The organism is Streptomyces sp. NPDC048644 (assembly GCF_043199105.1).
Taxonomy (GTDB): Bacteria; Actinomycetota; Actinomycetes; order Streptomycetales; family Streptomycetaceae; genus Streptomyces.
In genome coordinates this window covers 40,090-66,527 of record NZ_JBICVO010000023.1, presented here as the reverse complement: position 1 = coordinate 66,527, position 26,438 = coordinate 40,090, and the positions used below count along the sequence as shown (strand labels likewise).

General features: G+C 69.7%; 24 protein-coding genes and 1 pseudogene. 21 read left to right on the top strand and 4 right to left on the bottom strand.

Annotated elements, in window-relative coordinates; translation table 11 throughout:
- Nucleotides 1-13: 13 nt before the first annotated feature.
- Nucleotides 14-511: a hypothetical protein gene (locus ACGFNI_RS33405; protein ID WP_393689161.1), complete on the bottom strand. Its 498-nt coding sequence runs from the start codon at nt 509-511 to the stop codon at nt 14-16.
- A 256-nt stretch (nt 512-767) separates the two neighbouring features.
- Between ACGFNI_RS33405 and ACGFNI_RS33400 the strand changes: the two genes are divergently transcribed.
- The 8 genes from ACGFNI_RS33400 (at nt 768) to ACGFNI_RS33365 (ending at nt 8,326) form a co-directional block, all read left to right on the top strand.
- Nucleotides 768-1,106, top strand: a complete 339-nt coding sequence (locus tag ACGFNI_RS33400; RefSeq protein WP_393689132.1) for a hypothetical protein — start codon at nt 768-770, stop codon at nt 1,104-1,106.
- Nucleotides 1,107-1,274: 168 nt separating this feature from the next.
- Nucleotides 1,275-2,645 (top strand): competence protein CoiA family protein, encoded by a 1,371-nt coding sequence (locus ACGFNI_RS33395; RefSeq protein ID WP_393689130.1) that lies wholly within the window; start codon nt 1,275-1,277, stop codon nt 2,643-2,645.
- Between the two features lie 41 nt (nt 2,646-2,686).
- A complete protein-coding gene (locus ACGFNI_RS33390; protein ID WP_393689128.1) occupies nt 2,687-3,124 on the top strand; it encodes a hypothetical protein in 438 nt (145 codons plus the stop codon).
- A 1,164-nt stretch (nt 3,125-4,288) separates the two neighbouring features.
- On the top strand, nt 4,289-4,561 hold the full coding sequence (locus ACGFNI_RS33385; RefSeq protein WP_393689126.1) for a hypothetical protein: 273 nt from the start codon (nt 4,289-4,291) through the stop codon (nt 4,559-4,561).
- Between the two features lie 8 nt (nt 4,562-4,569).
- The gene (locus tag ACGFNI_RS33380; protein ID WP_393689124.1) at nt 4,570-5,682 is read left to right on the top strand and encodes a hypothetical protein; all 1,113 of its coding nucleotides are present in this window, start codon (nt 4,570-4,572) and stop codon (nt 5,680-5,682) included.
- An 87-nt stretch (nt 5,683-5,769) separates the two neighbouring features.
- Nucleotides 5,770-5,910 (top strand): hypothetical protein, encoded by a 141-nt coding sequence (locus ACGFNI_RS33375; RefSeq protein WP_393689123.1) that lies wholly within the window; start codon nt 5,770-5,772, stop codon nt 5,908-5,910.
- A gap of 243 nt (nt 5,911-6,153) precedes the next feature.
- A complete protein-coding gene (locus tag ACGFNI_RS33370; protein ID WP_393689121.1) occupies nt 6,154-6,771 on the top strand; it encodes a DUF6083 domain-containing protein in 618 nt (205 codons plus the stop codon).
- A gap of 562 nt (nt 6,772-7,333) precedes the next feature.
- On the top strand, nt 7,334-8,326 hold the full coding sequence (locus tag ACGFNI_RS33365; RefSeq protein WP_393689119.1) for a DUF6083 domain-containing protein: 993 nt from the start codon (nt 7,334-7,336) through the stop codon (nt 8,324-8,326).
- A gap of 331 nt (nt 8,327-8,657) precedes the next feature.
- Here ACGFNI_RS33365 and ACGFNI_RS33360 read toward each other — a convergent pair whose 3' ends face one another.
- From ACGFNI_RS33360 to ACGFNI_RS33350, 3 genes are all read right to left on the bottom strand, one after another.
- Entirely contained in the window at nt 8,658-11,162 is a 2,505-nt protein-coding gene (locus ACGFNI_RS33360; RefSeq protein WP_393689117.1) for a hypothetical protein, read from the bottom strand.
- Between the two features lie 1,320 nt (nt 11,163-12,482).
- Nucleotides 12,483-13,325 carry a hypothetical protein gene (locus ACGFNI_RS33355; RefSeq protein WP_393689115.1) on the bottom strand — a complete coding sequence of 281 codons (843 nt, stop codon included), beginning with the start codon at nt 13,323-13,325 and terminating at the stop codon, nt 12,483-12,485.
- Nucleotide 13,326: 1 nt separating this feature from the next.
- Entirely contained in the window at nt 13,327-14,235 is a 909-nt protein-coding gene (locus ACGFNI_RS33350; RefSeq protein ID WP_393689113.1) for a sigma-70 family RNA polymerase sigma factor, read from the bottom strand.
- A gap of 820 nt (nt 14,236-15,055) precedes the next feature.
- Between ACGFNI_RS33350 and ACGFNI_RS33345 the strand changes: the two genes are divergently transcribed.
- The 13 genes and pseudogenes from ACGFNI_RS33345 (at nt 15,056) to ACGFNI_RS33285 (ending at nt 26,382) form a co-directional block, all read left to right on the top strand.
- Nucleotides 15,056-15,526: a hypothetical protein gene (locus ACGFNI_RS33345; protein ID WP_393689111.1), complete on the top strand. Its 471-nt coding sequence runs from the start codon at nt 15,056-15,058 to the stop codon at nt 15,524-15,526.
- Nucleotides 15,527-15,565: 39 nt separating this feature from the next.
- Complete coding sequence (locus ACGFNI_RS33340; RefSeq protein WP_393689109.1) at nt 15,566-18,559, top strand: hypothetical protein; 2,994 nt, start codon at nt 15,566-15,568, stop codon at nt 18,557-18,559.
- A gap of 306 nt (nt 18,560-18,865) precedes the next feature.
- Nucleotides 18,866-19,066 carry a hypothetical protein gene (locus ACGFNI_RS33335; protein ID WP_393689107.1) on the top strand — a complete coding sequence of 67 codons (201 nt, stop codon included), beginning with the start codon at nt 18,866-18,868 and terminating at the stop codon, nt 19,064-19,066.
- 342 nt (nt 19,067-19,408) lie between these two features.
- On the top strand, nt 19,409-19,654 hold the full coding sequence (locus ACGFNI_RS33330; RefSeq protein ID WP_393689106.1) for a hypothetical protein: 246 nt from the start codon (nt 19,409-19,411) through the stop codon (nt 19,652-19,654).
- Nucleotides 19,647-20,678: a hypothetical protein gene (locus tag ACGFNI_RS33325; RefSeq protein WP_393689105.1), complete on the top strand. Its 1,032-nt coding sequence runs from the start codon at nt 19,647-19,649 to the stop codon at nt 20,676-20,678. Before ACGFNI_RS33330 ends, ACGFNI_RS33325 begins: the two co-directional genes overlap by 8 nt.
- Before the next feature lie 86 nt (nt 20,679-20,764).
- On the top strand, nt 20,765-21,211 hold the full coding sequence (locus tag ACGFNI_RS33320) for a hypothetical protein (RefSeq protein WP_393689103.1): 447 nt from the start codon (nt 20,765-20,767) through the stop codon (nt 21,209-21,211).
- 4 nt (nt 21,212-21,215) lie between these two features.
- Complete coding sequence (locus ACGFNI_RS33315; RefSeq protein ID WP_393689101.1) at nt 21,216-22,031, top strand: hypothetical protein; 816 nt, start codon at nt 21,216-21,218, stop codon at nt 22,029-22,031.
- A gap of 615 nt (nt 22,032-22,646) precedes the next feature.
- A pseudogene (locus ACGFNI_RS33310) lies at nt 22,647-22,754 on the top strand (ATP/GTP-binding protein); the annotation flags it as partial.
- A gap of 214 nt (nt 22,755-22,968) precedes the next feature.
- A complete protein-coding gene (locus ACGFNI_RS33305) occupies nt 22,969-23,649 on the top strand; it encodes a GGDEF domain-containing protein (RefSeq protein ID WP_393689099.1) in 681 nt (226 codons plus the stop codon).
- Entirely contained in the window at nt 23,646-24,101 is a 456-nt protein-coding gene (locus ACGFNI_RS33300; RefSeq protein WP_393689097.1) for a hypothetical protein, read from the top strand. The genes ACGFNI_RS33305 and ACGFNI_RS33300 overlap by 4 nt, the downstream gene beginning before the upstream one ends.
- Nucleotides 24,098-24,328: a WhiB family transcriptional regulator gene (locus ACGFNI_RS33295; protein ID WP_393689095.1), complete on the top strand. Its 231-nt coding sequence runs from the start codon at nt 24,098-24,100 to the stop codon at nt 24,326-24,328. The genes ACGFNI_RS33300 and ACGFNI_RS33295 overlap by 4 nt, the downstream gene beginning before the upstream one ends.
- 189 nt (nt 24,329-24,517) lie before the next feature.
- Nucleotides 24,518-25,348, top strand: coding sequence for a helix-turn-helix domain-containing protein (locus ACGFNI_RS33290; RefSeq protein ID WP_393689159.1), 831 nt, complete (start codon nt 24,518-24,520; stop codon nt 25,346-25,348).
- Between the two features lie 170 nt (nt 25,349-25,518).
- Nucleotides 25,519-26,382, top strand: a complete 864-nt coding sequence (locus tag ACGFNI_RS33285) for an ABC transporter ATP-binding protein (protein ID WP_393689093.1) — start codon at nt 25,519-25,521, stop codon at nt 26,380-26,382.
- The last annotated feature ends 56 nt before the right edge of the window (nt 26,383-26,438 follow it).

The window sequence follows — 26,438 nt, the reverse complement described above, 5'->3', positions numbered from 1 at the left end:
GGATGCGGCTGACTCAGGAGCTGGAAGCTGCTTGGGAGGTACGGCTCGCCCTGAGGGCGCGCATCCGGGCGGTGAACGCCTCCGTGTTGGCGCGCCGACGCCCTTCCAGGACGATCTCGTAGGTGGTGAGGGCGGCTGTGATGCAGCGTCCGAAGTCGCCTTGCCCGTCGCGCTCAACGATCCGGTGGACGGCCGTCATAGCCTCCCACGCCGAGTACCGCCTTTCCGAGCGGGCTGAATCCTCGGACCACCAAGGCGGCAGGCTGGCAGCGAGACGGGTAGCGAAGTTCAGAGCCGGGAAAAGCCGAGCGCCCTCGGCTCGGTGGGCTGCGGCGGCGCGCCGCAGGAACTCCTCCACCTCGTCGTCGTCCTCGTACTCGCTCTCCAGGCAGCGGAAGACGATATCCAGGTACGGGACCGACAGGGCGGCGCTTGCCGGCCACTGATCGGTGTGGTCCCCGAAGACCTCGGCGAACCCTTCCATGAGCATGACGTCGTAGTCGTGGTGCACAGCTCAAGAAGTACGCCCCCATGGCCGTCGGCAGCGTCCAGCGCGACGGGCAGCCTGGCAGGACCGCCCGTATGAGGGAACCTGCGCGGGTGCTCGCCGCAGCTCTTGTACCGCCCGCCGCCGCGCGGCACGGACTGCGGCGGCGGGCGGTACACCGGCATCGCGCAAGGGCGGCGCCGACCGAGGTCTGTCCGCCCCGGCCGTCTTCTCCCGTGAACCGCAGTTCCCGGCGCGGTAGTTCGGGCAAACTGGGCGGGTGACTTCCTGGCTTTACCGCCGCTCTCTTCAGCTGTGGGGCCGCCTGCTCCGCGATGTCGACAGCAACAACCCCACCACGAAATGGACCACCCGCATCATCTGCGCGGTGCCGACCGTGGCAACTGGCGCGGTGTTGGGCCACGTGGCCACCTGGACCTGCGAATTCGTAGGGGCGCCTCCGTACCTGACCGGGGTGGCCGGCCTCCTGGTAGTGATGAACGTGTTCTGCTTCGCCCTGGTCGCGGTCACCGCCGGACCGGGCCGCACGCGTAAGCCGGCACTGCTCACCCTTGCCACTGTGACCGGCTTCGTCCTGTTCGTTACGTGGCCTCGGTAGCCGTGCCGTTACGCGGCCCGGCGCTGACTCGGCACCGCCTTCTGCCCGCCCGGCGCGTCCGCACGCTGCCGCCTGCACGACGCCGCTTCGGTATGGCGTCCGGGAGGTCCTCGCGGCGGGCTGGCGCACCGTCCGGCACCGGACGGGCCTTGAGGAACGCGCGGCGGCATGCCTCCGGCGGGGCACACCCTGTGCCGGAGCGGCGGGTGTGGGGGGGGTGGGGTCCGGGGGCCGGTCGGTAGCAGCCGCAGGACGGCTTGGTGCTCCGGGCCGACTGCTTCGATTGTGCCGTGCCAGGTATACAGCAGTACGTCAGGCGAGGACTGGGTATGGCGGATCAACAGGCTCTCTGAACTTGATTGGCTGTCGGGGCGAGCACTCGGCGGCCGGCGGTTGGTGCGGCGCGGTCGCCTCGCGGGTGCTGACCTTGAGGGCTGGATACGCGAGCAGATGGCGTGTGGGGGTTGTGTGGGCAGGGATGTGCGGCGGGTTCAGACCGCCGTGATCGGTGAGGCTGAGTCCGAGGTGCCGGTCTCATTGCCGATGGAGGCGATCGAGGTTGATGTCTTCCGTCAGTTTCACCGGCAGGACACGTTCTGGTGTGGTGTGTGGCTCGGGGGCTGCGGAGGCCGGTTGACAACCAAGCTGTACGTCGACCGCGCCTGCCACTTCGCCCACCTCCCCCATCCCGACGAGCCCAACCGCCGGTGCACCAGGCGTTCCTCGGACGTGGCCAGCGCCGACCACCTCTACATCAAGGCCGCCCTGCTGCAATGGCTGGCCGAGCAGGAGATCTCCGCGCAGGGCCGGATCGGCAACGGCGAGGACGGCCGTAGCCGACTGGGCGGAGAGATCCACTTCCGCCTGCACGCGCGCAAGCCCCTGCGTGTGCTCCTTGACCACGGTGCCAATGGCGCTCCGGCGGCCGCTGCCCCCGAAGCGTTGCTGGGCCCCGGTGTCGCCCACCACACGCCGCTGCTGACCGAGCGGGGCTATGTGCACCGCATCCGTTGTGAGAGCGCAGGCACGGCACGCCGTGTGCAGATCGGCACTCAGCGCTATACCGGCACCGACTGGTTTGAGCTCAGCGAATGCGAGATGGCTCCCTTCGGCCTGTCGACCCCGGCAGTCCAGGAGGTACGCCAGCTTCGCAGCGCCCACCGCCCCCTCGGCAGCACCACAGGCCACCAACCCCATCCGTCCACGCCGCCGTCCCGCCCCGTTGCTGTCCCCGAAGCGGTCCCCGACCGCGTGGAGGCGTTCAGCCAGATGCGGGCTGCCCTCGCCGACGGCAGCAACATCACGAAGCTGCGACGCTGCCTGGCCAAGGCCGAAGCCGCCACCGCCAACGGCGCCAGCCTCGAAGAAAATCACCTTCTCCGTCAGGCCGCCGACGCGCTGCTGCGCCTGGAGCGCGGTGTCGGAGCCCCCGCCATCGCGCCTGCACCGCGCGAGAAACGACGCGCCCGGCCTGTTCCTCAGCAGTCCCCGCCCCGGTACGCAGACGCACTTCGTCCGAAGCGGTACAAAAGCTGCTGAACGAGCTGGAGCGCGGCCGCGCGAAGCACACCGGCAAGCAGATGCGGCGCCTGGTGCGGCGCCTGTCGTGGACGGCCGACCCGGCCATGCCCTACCTGACCGGCGAACAACGCACCGCGGTCGCCCGGTGGAAGGCCGAAGCGGCCCGCCCCACATCCACGCCCGCAGCCCGGACTTCACAGACACCGTCACCGGCTGCCGCGCTTGCGCCGCAGCCGAAACGACAAACGAAGCCGGCCAACCGCCGGAACACGGTCCCGGACGTGACCGCTGCGGTACGCGATGTCCTCGAACATGCGGCCCGGCTGGGCAAGACCGTGCCCTGGTCCCGCCTGTGTGCCGAGGCCAGAGGCTTCGCCGATCTGCCTTACGAAAGCCAGCGTGCCGTTCTGGCGAACGCCGGAAAGACGAAGACCGAGACGCGGGACGTGGCCCTCTCCACGCTGGTCGTCACGGAAGATGGCCACCCCTACCGCTGAACTCGCGGACCTGTCGGTCTGCTTCCTTCGTTGTGCCGGCCACAGAGTGACGCAGTGAGCGGGCCCGCCCTCGACGTCACCGGGAGGTCGGAACTCGGCGCCTCGGTGGGCTGAGGGGCCTCGTCCAGGCGGGTGAGGTCGATCAGGTAGACGGCGGGCGGGACGCCGGGGAACCGGGAACCTTCACCGAGTTCGCGGTCGAGGCCGCAGGTCTCGGTGGTGACGGTGTCGTCGCCCCAGAACTGGCGGGTGTGCCCGAGGAAGACCCGCTCCCCGGCGTACGGGCCGCGTCCAGGGTGAGCGGGGCGCCGGCTTCGAAGGCGGCACGGAGGTCGGCGGCGGCGCCGATGGCACCGGGGTGCCCCTTGATCGTGGTGTGGCCGGTCGTCGACACCGGAACGGCCGTGGTGTTGCCCATCGGTCGTCCCAGGCAATCCGCCCGGCTTGTTAGTCAGTAGTTCTCGGGTGGTGACGGTTCGGCCAGGACGATGATGTGGGTGCCGTTGGGAGCGTTACGGCTCAGGATTCGCAGCTCGTCGCGGTTGCGCACGAAGACGTACATGCCCCTCAACAGGCCCCGGTCAACGAACTGGGGGCGCGGGCGCAGGACGGCGTACGGCCGGTCGCGTACGTACAGGCGCAGACCCAGGGCCCAACGGCGGTCGCCGTCGGTGTGCCGCAGTTCGGCGGGTTCGCCGAACTCGATGCGGGCCAGCGCCAGAGCGGCGTCGTGGAAGCGCTCGCGCTCCCTGTCCGGCAGGTCGACTTCCCAGGTTGGTTCCGCCCGGACGACGGGCCGCTGGCCTTGCTGCGGGACGGTCAGCCGACGGCACGGTGGGGTGCGCGGCTCGGCTGCCTTCCGGGCCCGGTACTCGGCTTCTCTGCGGCGGCGTCGCGCCTCCTAGCGGCGCTCCTTCTCCTCCAGCTCGGCCAGCGCGCGGGTTCTGGCCTGTTCGAAGGCCGTGGCGGTGGCGATGTACTGCCCGGACGAGCAGATCGCCGACACGATCACCGTGTACGGGGCCGACCGGATCAGTAAGACCAGACGGCCGCGACGTGGCTGGATCTGACGCAACGCTCGGGTCGACGAGCGGCCGCCTGAGTACCGTCGCTCAAGGAATGACCGACTTACACGGGGTGGGAATGGAAGCTGACACAGGCTGGATGCGTCATTGTGCTGACGACATCGACGCTACAGCGGACGCCGTACGCAAACTCCTCGGAAGCGCCGACGGCGCGGTGAGCACGCTCAAGAGCGCGGCGCCGGGATGGAGTTTCACCGGCAGCGTGGACGAGATGTCGTCCCGATGGGAGACCCTCAACAAAGTGGTCCGCGACGAGCTGTCCGAAGCCGCCGAGAACATCCGGTTCAACGCCAGCGACCACGACGGCAACGAGAACATCATCACCGAGACCTGGCACAACCTCTTCGGATAGGCGGAGAAATGGTCGACATGACCGCGCTGATGAGCCTGGACCTCGGGAAATTCCGTGAAGCGGCGTCCGACTGGAAATGGATTGCCTCACGCCTGCGACAGGCCGATGAGGGCTACGAGGACGCTGTCACCAAACCACTGAAATCCGGGCAGCACTGGAGCGGCGACGACGCGACGGAAGCATCCCGCACGTGCGCCGGGATCCACCTTGATATCGAAGCCGTTGCCAAAGAGGCCGAGGCCGTCCAGAAGTTCCTCGACGATGTCGTGGACGGAACCGGCGACGGCTACGGAAGCCTCAGCAGCCACCAACGTCGGGCGACCGAGCTGCATCAAGAAGCGATCGGCCACGGCTTCACCGTCCGCCCGGACGGAACCGTTACCTGGGCCGTGATGCGCGCACCAGGCCCTCTCTCCCCCGAGGAACAGCGGGCGGATCAGGAACGGACCGCCCAGGCCAAGCAGATCGAGGACAAGCTCAAGGACGTGCTGCGCGCGGCAACCGAGATCGATGGCAGCCTGGAGCGTGGGCTGAAGGTCATCTTCGGTACGGAGGACACCTTCCGCACCGAGAACAGAGACCGCGTCGACCGCGACGACGCCGGTATGGGCGACGGCTGGAACGAGGCCCAGCTCGGCCTCGTCCGCGGCTACCTGAACGCAAAAGGGTGGGACGATGCCGCCGCGCTGCTGAAGCACTACGTCGAGGGGAACGGCGAACCGGTTGAGGTCGACGCGAACCGCATGCTCGACGACATGCCGGCCTTCCGCCGGGACGTGGACACCACCCTGACCGGCGTGAAGAAGCTGCCGGACGGAACGTTCCAGAGTTCGTGGCAGAGCAGCAGCCCCAACATCTCCGAGGGCGACAAGAGCCTGAACTGGTACTACGCGCTGAACCATTTCGAGTACCGGACCGTCGGCCACAAGCAGGGCGACCACATCAGCTATCAGGTCGAGGTACGCAAGCGGTATGACTGGGGAGTCCCCAGTGAACACCGGCGAGACCTCGACAAGGGGCCGCTGAACTTTGAGCAAGCGGACCTGGCACGGCTCAACATGGTCGGCATGGCCAAGGACTTCGATGTCAAGGGGCGCAGCGCGACACGGCAGGTCGGTTAGACAGCCGGTGCTGCGGATCCCGGATCAGGAAATGGTGTGGAGAAACGCAAAAGGGTAGTGCTGACGTGCACTGTGCTGGTGGGGATCATGCTGGTTGCGGCCGGCCTGTTCAGCTGGTGGATGATCGACGCGCTCGAGTCCCCCGTGGACGGCTGGCAGGAAGGGCCGACACCGCGGTCGAGCGCACCGGCCTCCTTCAGCGTCAGCCCGGACCCAGGGCAGCGGTAGCCGAACGTTCGGCCGTGTCCACGGTGGCTTCCTGCGCCCCTCATTCGGGATGAGGGACAGCCAGTTGGTGAAAGGAGGCCAGGTGCAGTGCGGCAGGCGGTGAGGGCGTCGGCGGTGTGTACTGCGGTGTGCGGCCGCCGGTGAACGGGGTCGGCCCGCGGCGCTGCCACGTACCGGGTTCGCCGCAGACGTACGCCGCGCAGGCCTGTCGGCTGACGTGCAGGGTTCGGAGGGACAGACCACGTGAATGCGATTCCTGGCCGTTCGGGCCCTGCACGGCCCGTATCGGCACGTCAGCAGCTCTTGTCGGCCTCGGTTGTGGCGCCCGTGGACCGCCCGGCTCCGCGAGCGGGGCACTGGCCGGCTGAGCGCGGACGCTCGGCGCGCTGCCGCGACTGCCAGGGGCTCGTTCAGCAGTATCCGCTGCGCGAGCGCGGATGGGTGGTGCTGGATGCGGCAGTCCTCCCGGCCCGGATGATCCCTCCAGCGCTGCGGTGGGAGGTCGACGAGGACGGCGTCGCAGCGCGCCTGCCGGTCTGGTCGACGGCGGCGGACGCGCGGGTCGCGCATACGGAGACCTGCTTGGCCGCGGGCGCCGCGCGCAGCGCCTGGGCGATGCTCGCGGCCCGCCCGCGCCCCCTGCTGCCGGGGGTGCCTGAAGAGGCGGGCGAACCTGCCGTGGTCCCGTCGGTTGCGGTGCGGGCTTCGGCCAGCCGTGAGGCGGTCGTCTCGGGCATTGGCTGTCCGGAGTGCGAGGTGCCGGCGGGTGTGCCGTGCCGTCGCTCCGCCGGGTATCGCACGCCGCGACGGCGCCCGCATGCGGAGCGCAAGGCGGCATGGGCGGCCGTCGATCGGCGTTGAGCTCGGCGATGTCGCAGTGGCGAGTCGCTCCGGGAGCGGCCTCGAGGATCGGCGCCGCCGATGCCGGGTCGTCCACGGCGGGTTGCGGTTCTCGGCCGCTGCGGGGGACGACCGCCGGTGCGGGGCCGGTCGTGGCTATTGACTGGTTTCACGGCGATAGGAGCAGGCAACACATCCGCAGGTGTCAGACTCTACGTGCTGTGCGAGAGCGATGCATTGGCTGCAGTCGCACAATTCTCTTTCGCCCGCGCCGCGTTGGTAGTGCGGGCCGAGGGGCTCTGGAGTTGGCCACGCACCAGGTTTATGAGCGGGATCGTGGTATGCGCCGTCGGTGCAGGCTTTTGCCGGGGAGGGGACGTTGGCCTTTCCGGTGATTCTCGACCGCATGAATGCGGATAAGTCTCCATCCTTTCGCATAGCGGCGATGTCTTCATTTTCGAAGTTGTCCATGACGCATTCCCGGTCTGGCCAGTCCAGTGTGAATGCACGGTAGCCGTACGGCGGAAAGCGGTGATGCGGGCAGTCGGAGCCCCAGTAATGCTGAGCATCCCGGAAGCCCTTGATGCAGGCTCCCGTTCGCAGGTCCTTCGCGGGTGGCGCCGGGGCGGCGAGGGGGCGCTCGGATCCACCTGGCCTACATGTTTTCGCGATGTCACCCGTTTGCGTGAATTCCGCTAAAGGGTTGACGTTTCGGCCCTTCTCCCGGGTTAAATCCATGCGAACCTTCCCTGCCCTTTCTCGTGGCAGGTCTAGATGTGGGCCCATGAATGATGGGAAAGGGTTTAACTGGGACGGAAGTCGACAGGACGCCTGGAAGCCCCACAACATGCGCGTGTGGAGTTCCAGCGCTTCGAAAACGCTGCGGAGAAACGCCCAGGATCAGTGTGTCTACTGCGGACATAAAATGGAGTACTTCGACCGGTTCGACGGCGGCAGGATTCCCATGGTCCCCATGGCGCTCCCCGCCGCGAAGATCCCTCCGCGTCATCGCTGGCACGTCGACAATGGCGTCGCCTACAAGGACGCTGCCAGCAGGGGAACCTGCCGGTTACCGCACCCGACTGTCTGCCCTATGGCAGAACACACTGACGGCGACGAGGAGTTGGACAGCGTCCGCCGCACTCTGGCGGTACGCACCCGCATGGCGATCGACGCGAAGACGTTCGTACCGCGCGAGTCCAAGACCCTCGACGAAGATGAGGTGGCCGAACAGCACATCACCGTCGCGGAAGGGGCAGAGCGTCATATCGCCCGTCACTCCACCCGCCTTTGGCTCGCCCCCACAACGATCCAGGACCTGCGTTGTGTTGCACGCGCCGGCACCGACCGGTGCTCCATGGCGGTGCGCGCCGAGGACTCACCCGAGGGGGCCTGGGAAGAGATCGACATCCCGCCGGTACCGGGGCGGGCCGGACAGCAGGTACTCGCAGCCGGCAGCACCATGTGGGTCTGGGTCCTGAACGTTCTTGACTACGACTCGCTCGAGCGGTGGGTCAAGCAGCGCTGCTTCGCTCACTGGAACAGCTCCGCGCCCGATGCGGAAGCGCCGGAGTAGATCCACTTCAACGTGTTGCGCCACGAGGCACACATCGTCCACCAGCGACCGGTCGACCTGTTGCCTCTTCAGCTCCCCCGCACTGGGTTCCTCGATGCCGCCTTCGGTCCAGAGCGAACCAACTGTGCCGGCGAACGCTGTCACAACGGGACCGTGGAAACGGTTGGTGAAGGATGGCTGTGTTTCAAATGTGCGCCGAAAGCCGAGCGCCGGGCTGCCACCCACAGGAAATGGCAGCGCGGCACTGCCTCAGACTGACCTCCGCGTGAGTTCCCATTCGCCATCGAGCGGACTGCTGGGCCGCCGGCCCGCGGCTCGGCTGAGTTGCGGCTCACGCGATCACCTCGCGAGCGGTATTGCCGACGGCGCGGGGTACGAGCTTGTGCAGGCGGTCCGGCCAGCGTTCGGGGGCGGCCTCATCGGTGTGGCCGCCCTCCATGCCTCGCAGCTGTTCCAGGCGCGTGGCCAGCAGGTGCTGGGCGGTTCGCTCCCGGGCGACATGGGCGGCCTTCTCGGCGGCCGCGGTCGCGATCGGGCCGTCGGGGTTGCGGCGGTGCAGGCGTCGCCCCTTCTCGGTGGCGGAGGCATGCTTCGCCTCGGTCTCGGACTCCGGACTGCGGGCCAGCTTCGCCAGCGCGCTGCTGCGGTACTCAGCGGCGGCCTGCTCGGCGGCCTGGAGCCGGGCGAACGCCACCGCAGACGCGGTGGCCGCCGCATCGACGTGCAGCTCGTCCGGGTCCATCAGCTCCATGAACCGCTGGCAGGCCATGGCCATCTCGTCCTCCAGGTCGGCGCGGACGTGCGTGGTGACGGCGGCGATGTCGGCCCGGTCGGTGAGGTCGGCCGCCCACGAGGCCGCCACCAGCGCGGTCTGCGTAACGAGGTCCTCGGTACGACGCTGGTAGCCGCACGCCTCGCACAGGCCTCCCGACCGCTGCGCGCCGCAGTCCGCGCACGGCTGGGCCCGGCGAGCGGCTTCGGCCGCCTCGGCGGCAGCGCGCTCCCGCTCGGCCTGGGCGCCCGCCTCGGCGCGGGCAGCTGCCCGGCGGGCCTGCTCGGCCTCGGCCTGCTGGCGGCGGCACATCAGGTCTTCAGCCTCCCTCGCGGCTTGCCGGCGCAGCCGGTCCTCGAGGACTTCCCGCCGCTCGGTCTCACCGACGCCGGGCAGCTCCGCGTCGACCTCAGCCGCCAGCCGGGCCCGCTGTGCGCGCCGGATGTGGATCACGTTGCCGCAGGTCGGGCAGTCGCCGCCGGTGTCGACCTGGATCCCGTCATCGCACCGCTGATCGGAGCAGGCGCGTCGCTGGACCAGGGCGCGGCCTAGCAGCCAGCCCGCCGTGTCCCGTACGAGGGCCTCGCCGCCAACCTCCTTCAGGCGGGCCTTGAGACGGTCGGCGAGCAGCCGCGGTGCGGACTCCGGTCCGGCCAGGCCGCCCAGCAACGCCAGCTCTTTCCCGGCGGCGCGGCCGACGAGCTGCTGCTGACCGCCACTGAGCTGCGCCCACAGACCGGAGACCGGCGCCAGAGCGACCCGCAGTCGAAGATCTCGGGGCAAGGCCACCCCGCGCTGCTGCTGCGTCTTCTCACCCACTACGGCCTTCGGTCGGGCACCGGCAGCAACACCAGCTCCTCGCCCTTCGAACTCATCGGCCGGGGGTTCCATCGGCATTTCCCCGCGTAGCGGGCCGTCCTCGGGCATCTGCTTCGTCGAGCCGACAGCGGTGGCGTCTTCAGCGGCGGCCTGGTCCTCGCGTGTACATGCACGTACCGGCATCACACCGGTCCCGGTACGGCCTTGGCCGGAAAAGCAACCACTCCCCGCACCTTCATCAACCCCCGTGGCTACAGGTGAGTGGTAAGCGTGAAGTCCTGCACAGTCACCACCCGCATCCGACGCCGATCCACCCAAGCTGACCTGCGGCTTTACCGGAATTTCGGGATCTTGGTCCCGCCCTGCAGAGTTCCGACCCCGTCGCTGCCTCGGGACCAGCCCTCCCGGACGGCCCTCGGCACGCTGCACACGACGCATCTCCCGGTATGCCTCCACCACGGCCGGCACCAGCAACTGCTCACGACCGCCCGCCATCTGACGCACCTCCACCACCCCCGCCGTCTCCAGCCGGGACAGCACCGTCGCCGCGGCCACCGTGGTGCAACTCAGCAGCCGCGCCAACGTCGCCACCGCCCGCCCGTAGCGGTCCACCGCGCCACCGCACAGCCGCACTACACCCGTCGAACGCGCTTCCAACACGAGCAGGAGCAGCGCGAGCCGGTCCGTCGCCGCGCCCTGCCCGGTCCGCCGCCCCAGGAGCCCTGGAAGCGTCCGCGTACCGTCCGCGTGGCTCCAGCCCGGAGCGCACACCGCCTCCAACAACCGCAGCAACACTGCGAATTCGGGCTTCGCCAACCGGAGCGGGTGAGTACGAGGGTGGTGGTGTCGGGCTTCCCACAACGGCAGCAGCAGCCAGTCAATACCGACAACGACCTTGGTCCCCGGCACCACCGCATCCCGGGTACGAGCCACCGCCTCCCCGACCAAGTGCGGACGCACCACGCGGCTCACGATGGACGAGTTGACACCCAGCCAGCGGCCCAATTCCCGCGCTTTCAGGTGGGTGGTCAACTCGGAGGACCGCGCCTTCGCGGCAAGTACGACAGCCGCCATCCGCACCGGATCCGGAGCGCCGACCAGGCCCGGCTGCTCCAACAGCGCGCGAACCGAGTCCCGCAGCCGGACCCGCATCACGTCGGTGTGAGTGAACGGATCTCCGCCCTCCCACACCGGGACCAGCTCGGCCTCGGCAGGTCTCTTCGCGACCGCCGCGCGTCCGCTCACAGCTGCCCCCCGATGGAGGCGGCCAGTACGGGCTCGACGGGACGGCGGACAGCGGCATCAGGAGAGGGCACGTATAGAGAGGGGATGGCCGCGTGGGCAGATGTGACAGGCGCCGGAAAAATCTCCATGCGGCACCCTGACGCGGATGCCCTGTGGACAGATTCTGCGAAGGCGAGCGCTCCCGTGGGACGGGCAAGGATCTTGATGGAGGCGCCCGTCAGACGGGACGGGGCGTCGGCCAGAGACTGCTGCCCCATCGGCGCGGGGACCGCTTCCGGGGCCGGGACCGCATCGACGGAGTGGCAGGTGGCGGCGGCGAAAACCGACCGGCACGACGGCAAAAACCGCTCATTCCGCAGCATTGCGGCATGGGTGAGCTGACAGAGGGCAGCCTGGTGCTGCATGATGGGGACGCGTCCTTTCGCGGGTACGCAAAAGCCCCGCCTTGGTGGGGCGCTCGTGGAGAGCAATTCGCTCAAGTCGAGCCGGTCGCCAAACCGGATCGACTCGAGCCTTAGCCCGGTCGCCAAACCGGGCCGTTGCAGAAGGCCGCGCACGGTGCGCCAACACCAGCGGCCAGCGGCAGAGGAAGCCCCCGAAGGGGGCAGGACCTCCCGCAGGTAGGGCTACGTCATCTGATCCTCATCGTCCGCAGGGGCATGACCCGCGCCGGTAGCGTGCGGGTGGTCTGTGGGGGCACGGAGCCTCTGCTGCTCGGCCGGGAACTCGTACGGGCTCTTCAACGCCTCGCCATCGGCGGGCACGGCGAGATCCAGCTCCCGCGTCGCGTTGACATGCTGGCTGCGGTCGACGTGACCTCGGCGAGGGTGCCCTCACCGACGGTGGTCACTGGGTGCCGTGGGTAGTGGTGACAGGGTCTCCGCTCTGCGGCGCCGGTGTGATCTTCACGGCGCCGACTGGAGTCCCACTGTCTGTAAGCCCGGATGTCCGGGTACTCTGAGCCATGTCGCTGGCCTTTCCTTTGTTGTGGTTGGCGATGGCCGGGTTTGCCCCCGGCAACGGCCCCGCCTTGATCCCGGTTACCAGCCGGGGGAGCGGGGCCGCTCCATTTTGAGTTTGAGTGGCCGTCAGTACCTGATTGGTCATCTGGCGTACCGCGCAGCCTACCCGGTTCACTCCTGCCCCCTCCACCCTCTGCTGTGTCGTGTCGAAATCTGATGACCCGATTGCACGGCGGTCATCAGAGGCCGGATCGCTGCGGGGCCACTTCGAGGCGCCGCTCACTCTTGTGGCGCGGAGCGATCATGTCGGAGTAGTGCCGGTCGAACGTGTGGCGAATGTGCCGAGCCTGGCTCCTGCTTAGCTATCGGCCGGACGAACGAGCAGGTCGAGGCGCACATACGCGGCGGTCGCGTCATCGGACTGCTTAAACCGCGGCCACCGTTCGCCAACCGGGTCGGCGTGCTCAGCATCACGGGTACGGCTGATGAGAGCAGCTGGCCCTTCTGTGCGCAGGAGATCGAGTAGCTGTCTCCAGGTCAGAGCACCGAAGCTATCAACGAGTCGGCTCGCGCCGTCCGTCATCAACGCGGCCTGCCGGACCTCGGCAATGCCCACGGACCCCGTGATCGCCTCATCGGCGGCGGACGGATCGGTCGATGCAACCCAATAGCCACCAGGGCGATTACGCAGACGCCGTTGGACTGAAACGAGCGCGGAAACTCGAGCTGCATGGTCAGGAGTGCCTGTCGGGCCCTGGAGGGCGGCGTGCATTTCCTCGCCGGCGACCTCTTCAACTCGTTTGTCGGCGATGGTCTGGACACCTTCGTCGCCGAGGTCCAGCAGCAGCACGTTGTCGGACAGCACCAGGTAGTCGAGGGCATCTCCCCTCTCCCGAATCATCACGACCGTTGAGGCCGGGACGGCCTCCTGCTCCAAGGCACAGGTGTCCCGATGTAGGTCGTTGACCTGGGCGATGGCAGTGCGTAGTGCTTCGATCAGAGGGTTGGCGTTGTCGCCAATCAAGTTGATCAGATGCGTGCCGAGCTGCCGTACGAACCAAGGAGTGCCGTGGACGCAGCCCATCGGTAGATCCTTTGGGGCGGACAGCCCGTCGAGCACCACGACACCAGTAGGGCTGACGAAGACCGTGTCTTCGTTGGCAGCGCCCACCCCTTGAGCCGATGCTGTAGCTACCTGCATGTTAGGCCCCTCCCGGGCGGTAGAAGGGTGTGATGCGCTCGCTTTCGGTGATCTCAAGGGTCTCTGGGTCGAACCGACTGGAGATAAGGGTCGAGAACCGCTTGGCTTTGAGTTCGCGATGCACGTTTGCCAGTTCGCTGTTGAGCCAGTGGACGACGCCACCAGAGCCGCGTGCATGGATCCCTGCGACGTAAAGGAAGGTCCCCTGGCCATCTGGCCGCGGCAGCCGACCGAAATAAGCGATGTCCGCGTTCTCACCTCGGTCCATGGGCGAGCGATAGACATCCCCGGTGTTCCGGTCGACGAGGTGCCAGCCCTCGTCGTCCCTTCCGAACTGCAGATGGGGGTCGCCCTCAAGGATCTGCTCGATCAAAGGCGACAGCCGCGGGCCGCAGATCACGACCAGGTTGGTCCGGTTGAGGCGGACGTTGCCTCCAAGGGGGATCCGCTCGAAAGACACATCCAAGCCGACCTCTTCGGCTAGCTCACGCAGCCGCTCGTAGGTCTGGACATCCTCGGTCGCGATCACAGGCCCTTTGACGGGCTTGTCCCGGCCATCCTGCAGCTTGCCGTCTTCGAGCTTCTCCGCGAGGGCCACAACAACCTTGCCTGAGCCGAGAAACAGACGCTCGGGCGGCGCCCCCTTGGCGAGCTGGCTGACCCGCCCCTTGCTGATACCGAGCTCGCTCGCCAGTTGGGTGTTGCTGATCTGGCCCACGCGCAATGTCTCGTTCATCGCTTCGTTACGAACAACCTGGAACTCACTGCCGTAGTCCTGGGCCCGGCCGGCGAGGGCATGCGCAACCTTTGCCCGTTCCAGGGGATCGGGCAACTCCTTGAGACGAGACAAGGTGGCGTCGAAAGTCTCATTGAGTGGCTCCTCCAGCGGGAGCTGACCTTCTTGCTCCATGTCGTGCCTCCCTTCCGGGGTCCTGTTTACCTCATTAAACCTTACGCGTTCAAGGCGGTTTGACGCCGGGAGGGGTACGCCCTATGATTTCGATCAGCGGCGATTTAGCGCGCTAAATCTAGCCGTTGCGTCAGATATATCTTCACGTACATCCTCGACCACCGTCCCTGCCCCTCCCCGCCCACCTGCGCGGTGATCCGCATGGCGCTCGGCGTCGCGTCGACCGCTCGATTCGCGGACGCCGACGAAGCACCGGACGCCGGAGAGGCTTTGCCGTTCGCGGCCTGACCGCTGCCGGCCGGGTCCACCCCGGACCCGGCTCCCCCACCCGGAACTGCCCCCGTGGCGGCGCCGGATGAGGGAGCCGGACCCAATCCGCTCCCGCACGAAAGCACCACCGCAGTAGGTCGTCTGCCCTCACGGGTGGCCGGGGTCGATAGCTCCACCAAATCCTCCGGGTTCCTCGACAGATCTGCACGCAGCGCAGATGCGCTGTCCGTCCATCAGGACGCCGAATTCCGTGCGCCTGACGGGCGGAGAGAGCACCGCGACGCACTCCCTCTGCCGACTCCGTACACAAGGAGCGCCGTATGCCTGTCCCGACCCTTGAGCCCACCGCCCGGTACCGGAAAAGCCGGACCCGTACCAAGAAGGTCAGCGCCCGGGAGGCGCTCACCACGCCGGCACCGCCCGCGAGGATGAGGCGATCCGCTGCTCGGGCAGCAACCGCCGCGTCAGCGTCGACGTGAAGTACGAAGCCTGGCTGCGGCACTTGGCAGAGGGGGCAGCTGAAACCGGGGGCCGCCGCTCGAACCGCGTCGTGCGCAAACCAAAGGTCGCCGTAGCGCCGGCCGTCACCCAGATCCTGGCGCCGCTCCTGGACGCGCGGGCCGCGCGCAAGCTGTACGAGGCCCACACCAAGGGCTGCGTAGCCTGCGCCCCGTCCAGCCGCACCCGCCGCTGCTGCACCGACGGCGGCCGAATCGCACACCTCGTCGCGCACAAGCAGCGCACCGAGCCCGCCCGCCGCGCAGCCCTAACCGTCCGCGAAGACCTGGCGGAGCAGCGCGAGCGGGGCCTGTCGATCCTGCGCGAGGCGTTGATCCGGGCCCGGACCGGCGCACCCACCGCCTATTACGAGACCTGGGACCAGCATCCCGCCCGCACGGTCACCGACGTCCTGACGCTCCTCGCCGCCGCGGCCGCCTTCGCGCGTCACTACGGCCCCGCCGGCACGCCGCCCCCCTCGGAATTCACCGCCGCGACCGCGCGCCTCGAACTGCCCAGCTGACCACCACCGCCCGCCCGCAGCGGCCGAGAGGAGCCCGGCGTGGCCGCCCGTACCGTCACCCGCAAGAGCAGCCGGAAGCCGGCGAAGAAGCCGGCCGCGAAGAAGCCTGCGAAGAAGGCGGCGGCCACCGCCCCCAAATCCGCCGCCTCCGCCCGCCGTTCCCCGGCGAAGACGCCGGCCCCCGCCCCGGCCTCGACTCCTGCTGTGCCGCAGCCGCGGGACCAGGCCGACGTCCGGATCACGGATGCCCGCGACCGTGCCGCGGACGTCCTGGACGGTGCGCACGAGGCAGCCGCGGCGCTGCTGTCCGGGGGCATCGAGCACCGTGCGGATGCCCGCGACCGCGCAGCCGACCTCCTGGACCAGGCTCGGGATACCGCCGCCGGCACCAAGGCCGTGGCCGCCGGACACGCCGCCGACGCACGCGACCGGGCCGCCGACCGCGCCGACCTCGCCCTCGAAGACGCCCACCAGCACCTGGTCGGCGCCCAGGCACACGCCGCCGAGCTGACCGATCGCGCTGGCGAGGAAGCCCGGCAGGTCCTGGAGACCGCACGCCAGCAGGCCACCGAACTGACCGCGCAGGCCGTCGCCGAAGCCCAGCAGGTTCGGTCCGCCGGACGGGCGCAGGCGCGGCAGGTGATGGCGGAGGTCATTGCCGAGGCCGAGGAGCGGCTGAGCGCTGCGGGAGAGCAGGCGACCCGGGTCCGTGACGAGGCCGGCCAGGAGGCCAAGGACATCAAGGCCACCGGCCGGGCGGTGGCCGCACGTCACCGTGCACGGGCCCTGCGAGCCGCCGCGGCCATCGAGCGCCGCGCCCAGGAGCAGGCCCAGCAGATGATGGATCACGCCGGGCACCAGGCGGCGGAACTCCTTGCGCGCGCCGAACAGGAGGCCGCAAGCCTGAGGGCCGCAGCCGAGGAGGAGTTGGGCCCCGCCCGAGCCGAGGCGCAGCAGCACCTCGCGTCCGCAGTCGCGGACGCGGAGCAGACCCGCACTACAGCGCAGGAGAACGCCGGACGGCTGCGGGAGGAAGCCGAGAAGGAGTCGGCCGCACTGCGCGCGGCGGCCAGCCGGGAGCAGGAGAGCGTACGTGCCACGGCCGTATCCGAGACCGAGCGGCAGTTGCGCGAGGCGTGGGAAGAGGCGGAGCGGGTACGGGAGGACGCGGGCCGGGAGCAGGAGAGGGTCCGTCAGCTGGCGGCGCGGGCACGGCGCCTGGCCGAGGAGGACGTCGAGCGGCTGCGGACGACCGCGACTGAGGACGCCGAACGCCTCACCCGCAACGTCCGCAAAGAGGCCGACCGCATCCTCGCTGACGCCCGAGACAAGAAGGACGCGGACCTCGCGGAGGCCGAGGCGACGCTGGGCCGGGCCCGGATCCGGGAAGGGGACGCGGCCGTCACCCTGAAGGCTGCCGACGACGCCGTGGCGGAGGCCGCGGCGCTGATGAAGCGCGCGACCTCGCGCACCGAGCAGGCCCTGGAGCGCAAGCGCCTCAAGGACGAGGCGCGCGCGAACCGGCGGAGCGCGAAGGAGGCACGGAAGGAGGAAGCGCGCGGCCGGCGCGCCGAACGCCGCGAGGGGAAGCCCACTGCGGGCGCCCGGGTGAAGAAGTTCGTGAAGGTGAACGCGGAGCGCTTGATGGTGATCGGGCCGATCACGGCGCCGATGGCGGTCGCGTGGACCGGGCAGGCCGGGTTCGCTCACGACATCCTCGGCTGGGTCGTGCCGTTCACGATCCTGTTCGCCGCGGCCTGGGAGCTCAGCACCGCGTTCGTGGGATGGATGTATCACCAGGCCCGCCAAGGCGGCGACCGCGGAACCCTCTACCGGATCTCCACCTGGGCCTTCGCCATGGTCGCCGCGGTCATGAACTTCTGGCACGCCTCGGCCGAGCCGGTGGACGGCAGCAGGGTATGGGACGTGAAGGCCCATGAGTGGACGGAGCAGCTCACCTACTGGCACTTCATGCCGAAGGCTGTGGCCTTCGGCGCGATGAGCATCGTGGGGATGCTGTTGTGGGAGCTGTACGCGACGCTGATCCACCGCCGCAAGCTCCGTAAGGATGGCAAGGTCGCCAAGGCCCGGCCTTCGATCGGGCTGATCCGCTGGCTCCGGTATCCGCGGCATGCGTGGACCGCTTGGTCGCTGGCGATCACCAACCCGGAGCTGACGACGCTGGACCTGGCGTGGTCCGCGGCCGGTCCGGTCCTCGCGGACCGGGACGCGGTCCGGTCCGGACGGACCTTGCATCGTCTGGTCGTGCCGAGTCTTCGGACCGCGGACCGCGGTCCGGCCGCCATCCCGACGTTCTTCACGCTCACCCGCGTGGACCGTCCCGGACCGCACAAGGGGACGGCTCCGGTCCAGCAGGAGCTGCACGCGGTCCGGTCCGGACCGGCAACCGCGGCCCTTGCAGCCGGTCCGGGCCGCTGGGGTCCGGACCGGGACCGCGCGGACCGGAGCGGTCCGCACCCCGCTGATCCGGTCCGTGGGGCGGTCCGGCCCGCGCTGGGGCCGGACTGCGCTCGCGGTCCGGCCCGGGAGTTGGGGTCCGGTCCGGACCAGCAGGCGGGCGCTGACCTGGACAGGTCCGCCGGTCCGGACCGCACCGGACCGGCATGGCCCGCCCGTCAGACCTCTTCCACGGACCGGGGCGTGACGGTCCGGACCGCTCCCCCGGCGCACAGATCCCCCGCCCCGGACCGGGCCGCCGAACCGTCCTTCACCGCAGGGCACGGTCCGGACCGGACCGCCGGACCGGTCGGACCGGGCGGGCCGCTCACGCCGGACCGGACCGTGGACCGCGATCTGGACCGGCTTTCCGGGAGCGGACCGGATGACGGACCGGACCGGACCGTCATCACGCTCACGGACCGGGAGCGCGCGGCCCTGGACCGCCTCCGGTCCCAGGACCGACCGCTCAACCGCGCCAACATCGCCGGCGCGGTCCGGTCCGGCGGCGGGTCCATCGCTACGGACCGCGCCGGCCAGATCGCCGTCGCCCTCAAGCAGCACGCGGCCCGCTGACCGGTCGCTGCTCTTCCCGTTCTGACGCCGCGTCGTCGCCCCCGCTCCGCACACACAGACGGGGACGGCGAAGGCCGCCAGGCCGACAGTCCACCGGGCTGACCACCCCGCACCGCCGAAACGACCAGAGGTCCCGGCCCTGTCAGGCCGGGACCTCCTTCTGCCTCCGGGCGGCCGCTTGCTGCCAGGCGACCCGGCCGCCCGGACCCATCCCGAATCGAGACAGGAGCCCAGCATGGCACTGCACCGAGACATCCCCACCGTCCCCGAGCCCGGCAAGCCCCAGGTGAGCGGCGGTGCCCGCTGATGGCGTTCTTCGGTCTCATCGGCAACGACCGCGACATGGCAGAAACCACCTACAGCGGCCGCGAATCCGCCTCTGACAAGGCAGCCCGCAAACGCCGCGAGGGACACCGCCGCAACGCCACCGCCACCTACCGCGAGGGCCAGGCGTGGGAAGACGCCGAGCGCGCCCGCCAGGACCGCGGAGGGTGGTGGCGCTCATGACCACCCCGCAGACCCTGCTGGAGCGCCGCGCAGCACGCACCCTCAAGGCTGTCGCCACCGTCCCCTCGCCCGCCGAGGGTGTCGCCGCCTGCGCAGGTCTGTAGGACCTGTTCGACGCGGCGGGCAGTGGCCGGGCGCCGATCGAGGTCCGCATCGAGGCCGCGGCCACCTGCAACGGGTGCCCGCTGGCCGCCCGCTGCGGATTCCGCGCTCCGATGCCCGCCGTCACCACCCGCGCCCGCGCCCACGCGCGCTACCGCAAACGCACCTGACCCCTCGTCACGCGGGTCCGCACCACCCACGGTGCGGACCCGCTGCCGCCTGCCACTGCCAGGAGAGTCCGTGTTCGCCTGCCTGCTGATCCGTCGTCCCCGCCGCCTGCGTCACCTGCGTCGCCTCGCCGCCGCTACCGCACCGGCCACGCTCACCCGCCTGCCGGCACACCCCACCACCGCCCGCCGGGACACCCCGTCGCCCTTCCCCCGCCCCGGTGGTGCCTCGCCGGGCCGCGAGGAACTGGCCACGCGTGCCTGGCTCCACGACCGGCTCCTTGGCCCGGCCGGCACGGTGGAGGCCTGCGGTGACTGAGACCTTCCTGACGGACGTCCCGCCACAAGCCGGAGCTGGCGCGGAGGCTGCTCCGGCGCGCGGCGTTGACGACTTTCTGGCGCACCTGGACGCCACCCTGGCCGAGGCGACCGCTCCCTCGCTCCCGGCCCCGGAGCTGGCGGTTGAGCGGGACCTGGAACTTGATGCCGCGACGGCCACGCCGGATACGGACCTGGAAGCGCCGGCAGCTGACGCTGTCCCAGCTGCCCCTGCCACTGCGTCTGTTGTGCCGGAACGGGACTGGTGGAGTCCGCTGTACCGGGCTGACACCGCGGACCTGGACACCTTCACGGGCAACGCCCCGGCGCCCGGCACGGTGGCCGTGCCGCCGAAGCCCGGCCATCCCCCGGGCGACCACGACGACCACGACGACCAGGACGACCAGGACGACCAGGACGGCGTCGACAAGGCCGACGGCGAGGGGCCGGCGGAGGCAAAGCAGTTGTGGTTCTGGAAGATACGGGGCCAGGACCACGACGAGGCCGAAGAAGCCGATGAGGCTGACGAATCCGACGAGGACGGGGCTGAAAAGGCTGACGAGGCCGAGGACCCCGACGAAGACGAGACCGGCGGGGCGGATACCGAGGCACTGGCGAAGGCATCCAAGAAGAGCGTGAAGAAGGGCTCCTCGAAGAAGGTTTCCCCGAAGAAAGCCAAGAGCGCGGTCTTCAACCACCCTCGTGGCCGTCAGGTGCTGTTCGCCGGTACCGCTTACGCCATGGGCCGGAGCCTGGGCCTGGACGACTGGGCCGTGGGCCTGATGGAGCACGCTCCCCAGTACGCCATCCCCGTTACCGGGTGCGCGCTGGGCGTCGGCATCCTCGGCCTGACCGTCCGGACGAAGTTCGGCGGGATTCTCTTCGTCAGCTCCCTGGCCGCGGTCACCGTCCTGGAGATGGTCGACCAGGCCCTCGTCGTCGGCGGGGGCCTGGCCCTGGGGCTGCAGATCGCCTACCGCATCGTCCGCCACTGGACCGGTCACCACGGCGACAAGTGGCCCTGAAGGGCGTCGTGTGGGCCGCCCATGTACCTGCTGCCACGGCCACCGTGGCGTTCCTCCTCCACGGCACTCACTGAAAGGCACGACAGATGTTCACGCTCGCAGCACCCGCAGCCGGGGCCGGGTTCAAACTGTTCGGCGCCGTCGGCTTCAGCGGCGCGGCGTTCGTCATGACCTTGATCCTGGTCTTCGGGATCCGCGGCAAGGGGAAGATCAAGTTCAAGCACGACTCCGCCGTGGCCGTCGGGTTTGTGACGGGGCAGCTCTACGCCATGGCGGGTCAGTTCTGGGCCTTCGCCAGTGACATGTCGGACGGCCTGTCCCAGGCCATCCGGGAAGGGTTCGGAACCGGCATGCAGATGGGCATGGGCGCGGTCGCCCTGGCCCTGTGCGCGACGATGTACGGCACGAAGCTGAAGAACTTCCCGGGCGTCATGCCGGGTTTGGTCTCGCCTCCCGTCTTCACAGCTGCGGGCGGCGTCTTCGCGATGCTGACCACCCTGTTGTCCCACTTCCTGACCACGGCTGTGGGATGACGGCATGGCTGTGAACCTTCTCAAGCCGGACCCCTTCGACGGTGACGGCCCCGTAGCGGACGTGGTGGACCTGGTCCCTGCCGACGATGGCCTGCCGGGCGAAGAGGAGGGCGAGGCGGAGGGCCCGTCGCGCCTTCGGGCGTGGTGGGCCACGGTCCTCGAGGAAGGGGAGCGGAGGCCGGACACCCTGCGGGCGCGGTCCGTGAGGTGGCCGGCGCTGGGCCCGTACCTCGTCGACCGGGGTGGCCTGGCCGCTGTGAAAGTGGGGGCCGTCGTCATCTTCCGTGGGTGCTGGACGCTGATCCGCAGTGCCTGGGCCCTTGCCTTCGCCGGCGTCGCAAAGGCCAGGGGCAGAGGTTTGGAGAGGAAGGCCGCCGCGGCCCCGGCCTCCGGCAGGAAGGACGAGTCGGAAGACGACGCCGGCGACGAGACAGACGAGACGCCGGCGAAGGACGGACCGAAGAAGGCCCTGGCAAAGAAGGACGCGGCGCAGAAGGGGAAAAAGAAGGCACCCGCGCCGCAGAAGAAAGTCACCGCGGACGTGGTCCTGGGCGCAGTCGTGCTCGGTATCGGGGGCCTGTACTTCGTCCAGAAGAACGTGATCCCAGGGATCACCGCCGGCGTCGCCGGCGTGCAGACCTACGTGGGAGACCACCCCCTGGACGTGCTCCGGGGGGACCGGCACCGCAGTGATCGTTTTCGTGGTGACTGCCTGGATCACCGGCGGAATCGTCGGCATCCGGGAAGTTCACGAAAGCGACGATCACGACGGGGGAGAGGCGGTCGGCGAAGCCGAAACGCACTCCCCCGCAGGACGTGAAGAAGGCCGGGGGAGCGGCGAAGCGGAAGGCGTTCAGGGCGGTGGGGAAGGGGCGGTCCACTCCCCCGAAGACGAAGCTGTGGAAGCCCGGATCCGCACGTACGAATGGGTCCGTGAACAGATAGGGGAGCACCGCGGCGTGCACCTCCGAGAGCTCCTGCTGGACCTTCACCAAAGGCCCGGGGGAAAGGCGCTCGGCATGCCCCAGCTGAGGTCCGGTCTCACCGCTCACGGCATCCCTATCCGGGGTGGCGTCAAGGCCCCCGCATCGGACCACAACGGGGCCACCCGTAACCGGCCCGGAGTGCACCGCGATGACCTTCCCCGGGGGTGGACCCCCCTCCCCACCCCCGGGTCCAACCTGATCCGCCTCCTACCGACCTACCAAGCCTCTGACCAGCGATAACTACCACTGACCTACCGCCCCCGACCGCGCCGGTAGGGGGCCTACCGGTCCGCCACCGAGCGCTCCGGGCCCTGTCTGCCGCACCGCCGGCCCACCCGTCTGCCGGCCCCGCGCCGACCTCAAAACCGAGAGCGCCGGCCACCGCGAGATGCAGCACGACGGCCCCCTCCGACGGAGAAAAGGCCGGCGAAGCCGACCGCCGCAGCCACCGGTACGCCGACCTTGGGCTGGACGGCGGCGACGGCTTGGGCGACCTGCTGCTCGTACGCAGGGTGTTCGGACCGGAGATCCTGCCGCTGTGGCGGTGGAAGACCGGTGGGACGCGTACGTCCTCGACGCGCTGCGCGGCGTCGAACTCGACAACCCCGACCCGGCTACGGCCGCCTGACGGCTTTCCACGCTGCCCCGGCCCGGCACCCTGCTGAGGCCGGGGCAGCTGCAGCTCTGCCCCGGGGCAGGCGTCCAGGCGTGGAATCCGTCGCCTGCCCCGGGCCCACCCAACCCGCACAGACGAGAGGGAGATCCCCCAGTATGGACTCCGTCCTGCACCTTCCGGCCCTGACCGGGCAGCACGCCCTCATCACTCTCGCGGTCCCGCTCATCGGCTGGACGCTCCACGCGCTCGTGCTGCACCGGCGTCTCGCCGCGGAGCGCACCGACCCGCTGACCGGAGCTCAGCGGCGCCGCGCTTTCGAGCACCGCGCGCAGCGACTGGTCAGCCGGCACCGGAAGGACTCGCTCGTCTGCCTGATAGACCTCGATCACTTCAAGGACTTAAACGACGCACACGGTCACGCCACCGGCGACATGGCGCTCGCTGCGACCGGGGAACGCCTGGCCCGGTGGGCCGGGCCCCATGGGGTCGTAGGCCGCCTGGGCGGCGACGAGTTCGCCGTGGCCACCCGCGTGGACAACAGGAGCAACGAGGACGCGATCGAAGAACGTCTGGACCAGCTCATGGACGCGCTGCGCGTACCGGTCCTCACCGACGCCGGCCCCATAGCGGTCGCCGCGTCGGTCGGCATAGCTCTCCCGGACGAGCTGGGCACCAGCGCTCTGTCGGTCCTGCCCCGTGGCGCAGACGCCTCCATGTACGAGAACAAGCACACCGGGCACTGGGGATGGGCCGATCCTGAGGACCTGGAGACGGCGACCGTCAACGGGCGCCGTGCCGGACGCCCCGGGACGCACACCCTGGCGCGTGCCGCGTGAGCGCCGCCGAGCTCGAGGGCAGCGATTGGATCCGCGGCATCACGGTCTGTCAGCCCTGGGCCACTTGCATCCTCGGTGGCAAGGACATCGAGAACCGCCCCTGGTCCTGGCGCGGGTGGTTTCTGCTGCACGCCGGACAGGCCCGCACCGACCCCGCCCTGCTGCGCGACCCGCTGGTCGCTACGGCGATCCGCGGCCGTGAGCTGCACCGTGGCGCGGTCATCGGAGTCGCCCGCCTGACCGGCTGCCACCAAGACACCGCCGGCACCCCGTCGTGTTCGCTGTGGGCGCGGCCCGGCGACCATCACCTGGTCCTCGCAGACGTCCAGGAACTCGCGCTTCCCATCCCGTGGCGCCGCGGCCAGCTCGGACCGTGGCGCCCGCCGCAGGACCTCGTCGACCAGGTCCTCCTCCAACTCCCCCGCTTGCACGCATCGGAGGCACTCTCATGACCGGCTCCCACACCGCCGCCAACGCGCCGCTCCTCGCCGACGACCGCGTCCCCTTCCCCCGCACCGACGCTTCCCTGCGCTGCCAGACCGACCCGAAGTCCTTCGTCCTCGAGGACATCACCGGGCGGCACGAGCAGGAGAAGGCGCTCGCCAAGGCGAAGCGCGCGTGCTCCGCCTGCCCGATCGTCAACGGGTGCCTGAAGTGGGCGCTCGCCAACCCGGCCTGACCCAGACCGGGGTGTGGGCAGTCACCACTGCCCGCGACCGGAAGCAGTTGCGTACGCAGCTCATCCCGCTGTGCGCCGGGGCGCTCGTCGGGCCGATTCTCGCTCACTCGGCGGCCCGCCAGTGGTGGTGCCCGCCCCGGTAGCCTCGTCCGTATGGTCCGATCGTCCCGTGTTGAGGCGAGCCCCGGCATGTGGCGGCGGGAGGCGGGCACGGTGCTACGCCGGGCCGCGGCGCTCCCGAAGCACGCGGTAGCCCCTTACGCCATAGTCGCTGAGCTCCATGTTCCCCGCGTCCCCACGGAGTGGGCGCCGCACTCCCATCCGCTGCACGAGCTCGTGTGGGTGCGCGGGGGCACGCTGACGTCCCGGGTGAAGGACTGTGTCTTCACCGTGTCCCAGGGGCACGGGCTGTGGATGCCTGCAGGAACGGTGCATGGTGGCCGGGCCACGGCGGGCGCGGAGTTCCGCGACGCCTTCTTCGTGCCCGACAGCACGCCGTTTGCGTTCGCGGAGCCGAAGACGATCGCCATGACGCCGTTGTTGGAGTCGCTGCTGGCCTATCTGACACGCACGGACCTCGATGAGGCGGCCAGGGCGCGGGCGGAGTCGGTCGTTTTTGACGTGCTCCGTCCCTCGGAGCGCCAGTTCGCGTTGCAGTTGCCTGGTGACCCACGGATTGACGCGATTGCTGAGGCCCTGCTCGACGATCCCGCCGACGGCCGCTCGCTGGAGGAGTGGGCCCGATGGCTGGGGGTCAGTGATCGCACGGTCACCCGCGCTTTCCGCCACGCGACGGGCCTGTCCTTCGCGCAGTGGCGGCAGGTGCTGCGCACGCATCGGGCGCTCCTGCTCCTCTCCGAGGGGTTCGATGTGATGACGGTCTCCGAGACGCTCGGCTATGCGCAGCCCAGTTCCTTCATCGCCGCCTTCCGGCGGGTCATGGGAACCACGCCCGGCGCGTTCTTCGACGCGGCCGACGGAGCCCCCGGGGGCGTCCGGAATCCCGTATTGCCTGTCTAGAACTCCTGATTGTCGACTTCGCAAGTGGAATATAGTCTTCATCGAGTTAGGTAACCCTTAGTTGCTCTCGGTGGGCGAATCCTCCCTACGTGAGGGAGTCCACGGCCCGGCCGGTGAGAGCCGGACGGAGGGTGCCGCAGTCCTGCCCCTCCGACCACCCGGACCCATCGATGTTCACAAGTCCCTTCCGGCGCGCCGACCGTCCCGAGGCCGGTCCCGCAGCACCGGTGGCCGTCCTCAACGGGCACGAGTTGGTGCTGCGCTACGGCGGCACACCGGTCGTCCACGGCGTCTCGATCGCCCTGGAACCCGGCCGCGCGACCGTCTTGGTGGGGCCGAACGGCAGCGGGAAGTCCACCTTGCTGCGCGCGCTCTCCCGGCTGCACCGGGTGGACGGCGGCCGGGTGACTCTCGGTGCCCCCGAGGGACAGCCCGAGCGCGACGCGGCTCTGCTCAGCGCACGCCGGTTCGCCCGCGAGGTCACGCTCTTCTCCCAGTCCAGACCCGCCCCGCAAGGGCTGACGGTCACCGAGGTCGTGGCATTCGGACGCCACCCCTACCGGCGTGGCTTCGCCGGACTGACCGCCGAGGACCGGAGCGCCGTCGATCGTGCAATGGGCGTGACCGGAGTGCGCGGCATGGCCGTCCGGCCGGTCGGGGAACTGTCCGGCGGGGAGATGCAGCGGGTCTGGCTCGCGGCCTGTCTGGCCCAGGAAACCGGCGTCGTGCTCCTGGACGAACCGACCAACCACCTGGACCTGCGCTACCAGATCGAGACGCTCGACCTGGTGCGCGATCTCGTCGAGGAGCACGGCATCGCGGTCGGGATCGTGCTCCACGACCTCGACCAGGCGTCCCGCGTCGCGGACACGCTGGTCCTGATGCGCTCGGGCCACGTGCACGCGGCGGGCGCACCCGCCGACGTACTCACCGCCGAGAACATCTCAGAGGTCTACCAGATCCGTGTCGAGGTCGGCGTCGACCCCCGCACGGGCCGTCTGCGTATCGACCCACTCGGGCGCCACCCCGCCTGAAGCGACACCGCATCACCTCCAACTCCTCGCAGGAAGACGCCTTGCGAAAACAACGC

Bases quoted from the DNA above. Each gene is read 5' to 3' on its own strand.
- ACGFNI_RS33375 (WP_393689123.1), top strand. From the start codon at position 5,770: ATGCTGGTTGCGGCCGGCCTGTTCAGCTGGTGGATGATCGACGCGCTC.
- ACGFNI_RS33395 (WP_393689130.1), top strand. From the start codon at position 1,275: ATGCCTCCGGCGGGGCACACCCTGTGCCGGAGCGGCGGGTGTGGGGGG.
- ACGFNI_RS33365 (WP_393689119.1), top strand. From the start codon at position 7,334: ATGCAGGCTCCCGTTCGCAGGTCCTTCGCGGGTGGCGCCGGGGCGGCG.
- ACGFNI_RS33335 (WP_393689107.1), top strand. From the start codon at position 18,866: ATGGCGTTCTTCGGTCTCATCGGCAACGACCGCGACATGGCAGAAACC.
- ACGFNI_RS33290 (WP_393689159.1), top strand. From the start codon at position 24,518: ATGTGGCGGCGGGAGGCGGGCACGGTGCTACGCCGGGCCGCGGCGCTC.
- ACGFNI_RS33315 (WP_393689101.1), top strand. From the start codon at position 21,216: ATGGCTGTGAACCTTCTCAAGCCGGACCCCTTCGACGGTGACGGCCCC.
- ACGFNI_RS33385 (WP_393689126.1), top strand. From the start codon at position 4,289: ATGCGTCATTGTGCTGACGACATCGACGCTACAGCGGACGCCGTACGC.
- ACGFNI_RS33350 (WP_393689113.1), bottom strand. From the start codon at position 14,235: ATGGAGCAAGAAGGTCAGCTCCCGCTGGAGGAGCCACTCAATGAGACT.
- ACGFNI_RS33390 (WP_393689128.1), top strand. From the start codon at position 2,687: ATGCGGCGCCTGGTGCGGCGCCTGTCGTGGACGGCCGACCCGGCCATG.
- ACGFNI_RS33380 (WP_393689124.1), top strand. From the start codon at position 4,570: ATGGTCGACATGACCGCGCTGATGAGCCTGGACCTCGGGAAATTCCGT.
- ACGFNI_RS33355 (WP_393689115.1), bottom strand. From the start codon at position 13,325: ATGCAGGTAGCTACAGCATCGGCTCAAGGGGTGGGCGCTGCCAACGAA.
- ACGFNI_RS33285 (WP_393689093.1), top strand. From the start codon at position 25,519: ATGTTCACAAGTCCCTTCCGGCGCGCCGACCGTCCCGAGGCCGGTCCC.
- ACGFNI_RS33320 (WP_393689103.1), top strand. From the start codon at position 20,765: ATGTTCACGCTCGCAGCACCCGCAGCCGGGGCCGGGTTCAAACTGTTC.
- ACGFNI_RS33295 (WP_393689095.1), top strand. From the start codon at position 24,098: ATGACCGGCTCCCACACCGCCGCCAACGCGCCGCTCCTCGCCGACGAC.
- ACGFNI_RS33305 (WP_393689099.1), top strand. From the start codon at position 22,969: ATGGACTCCGTCCTGCACCTTCCGGCCCTGACCGGGCAGCACGCCCTC.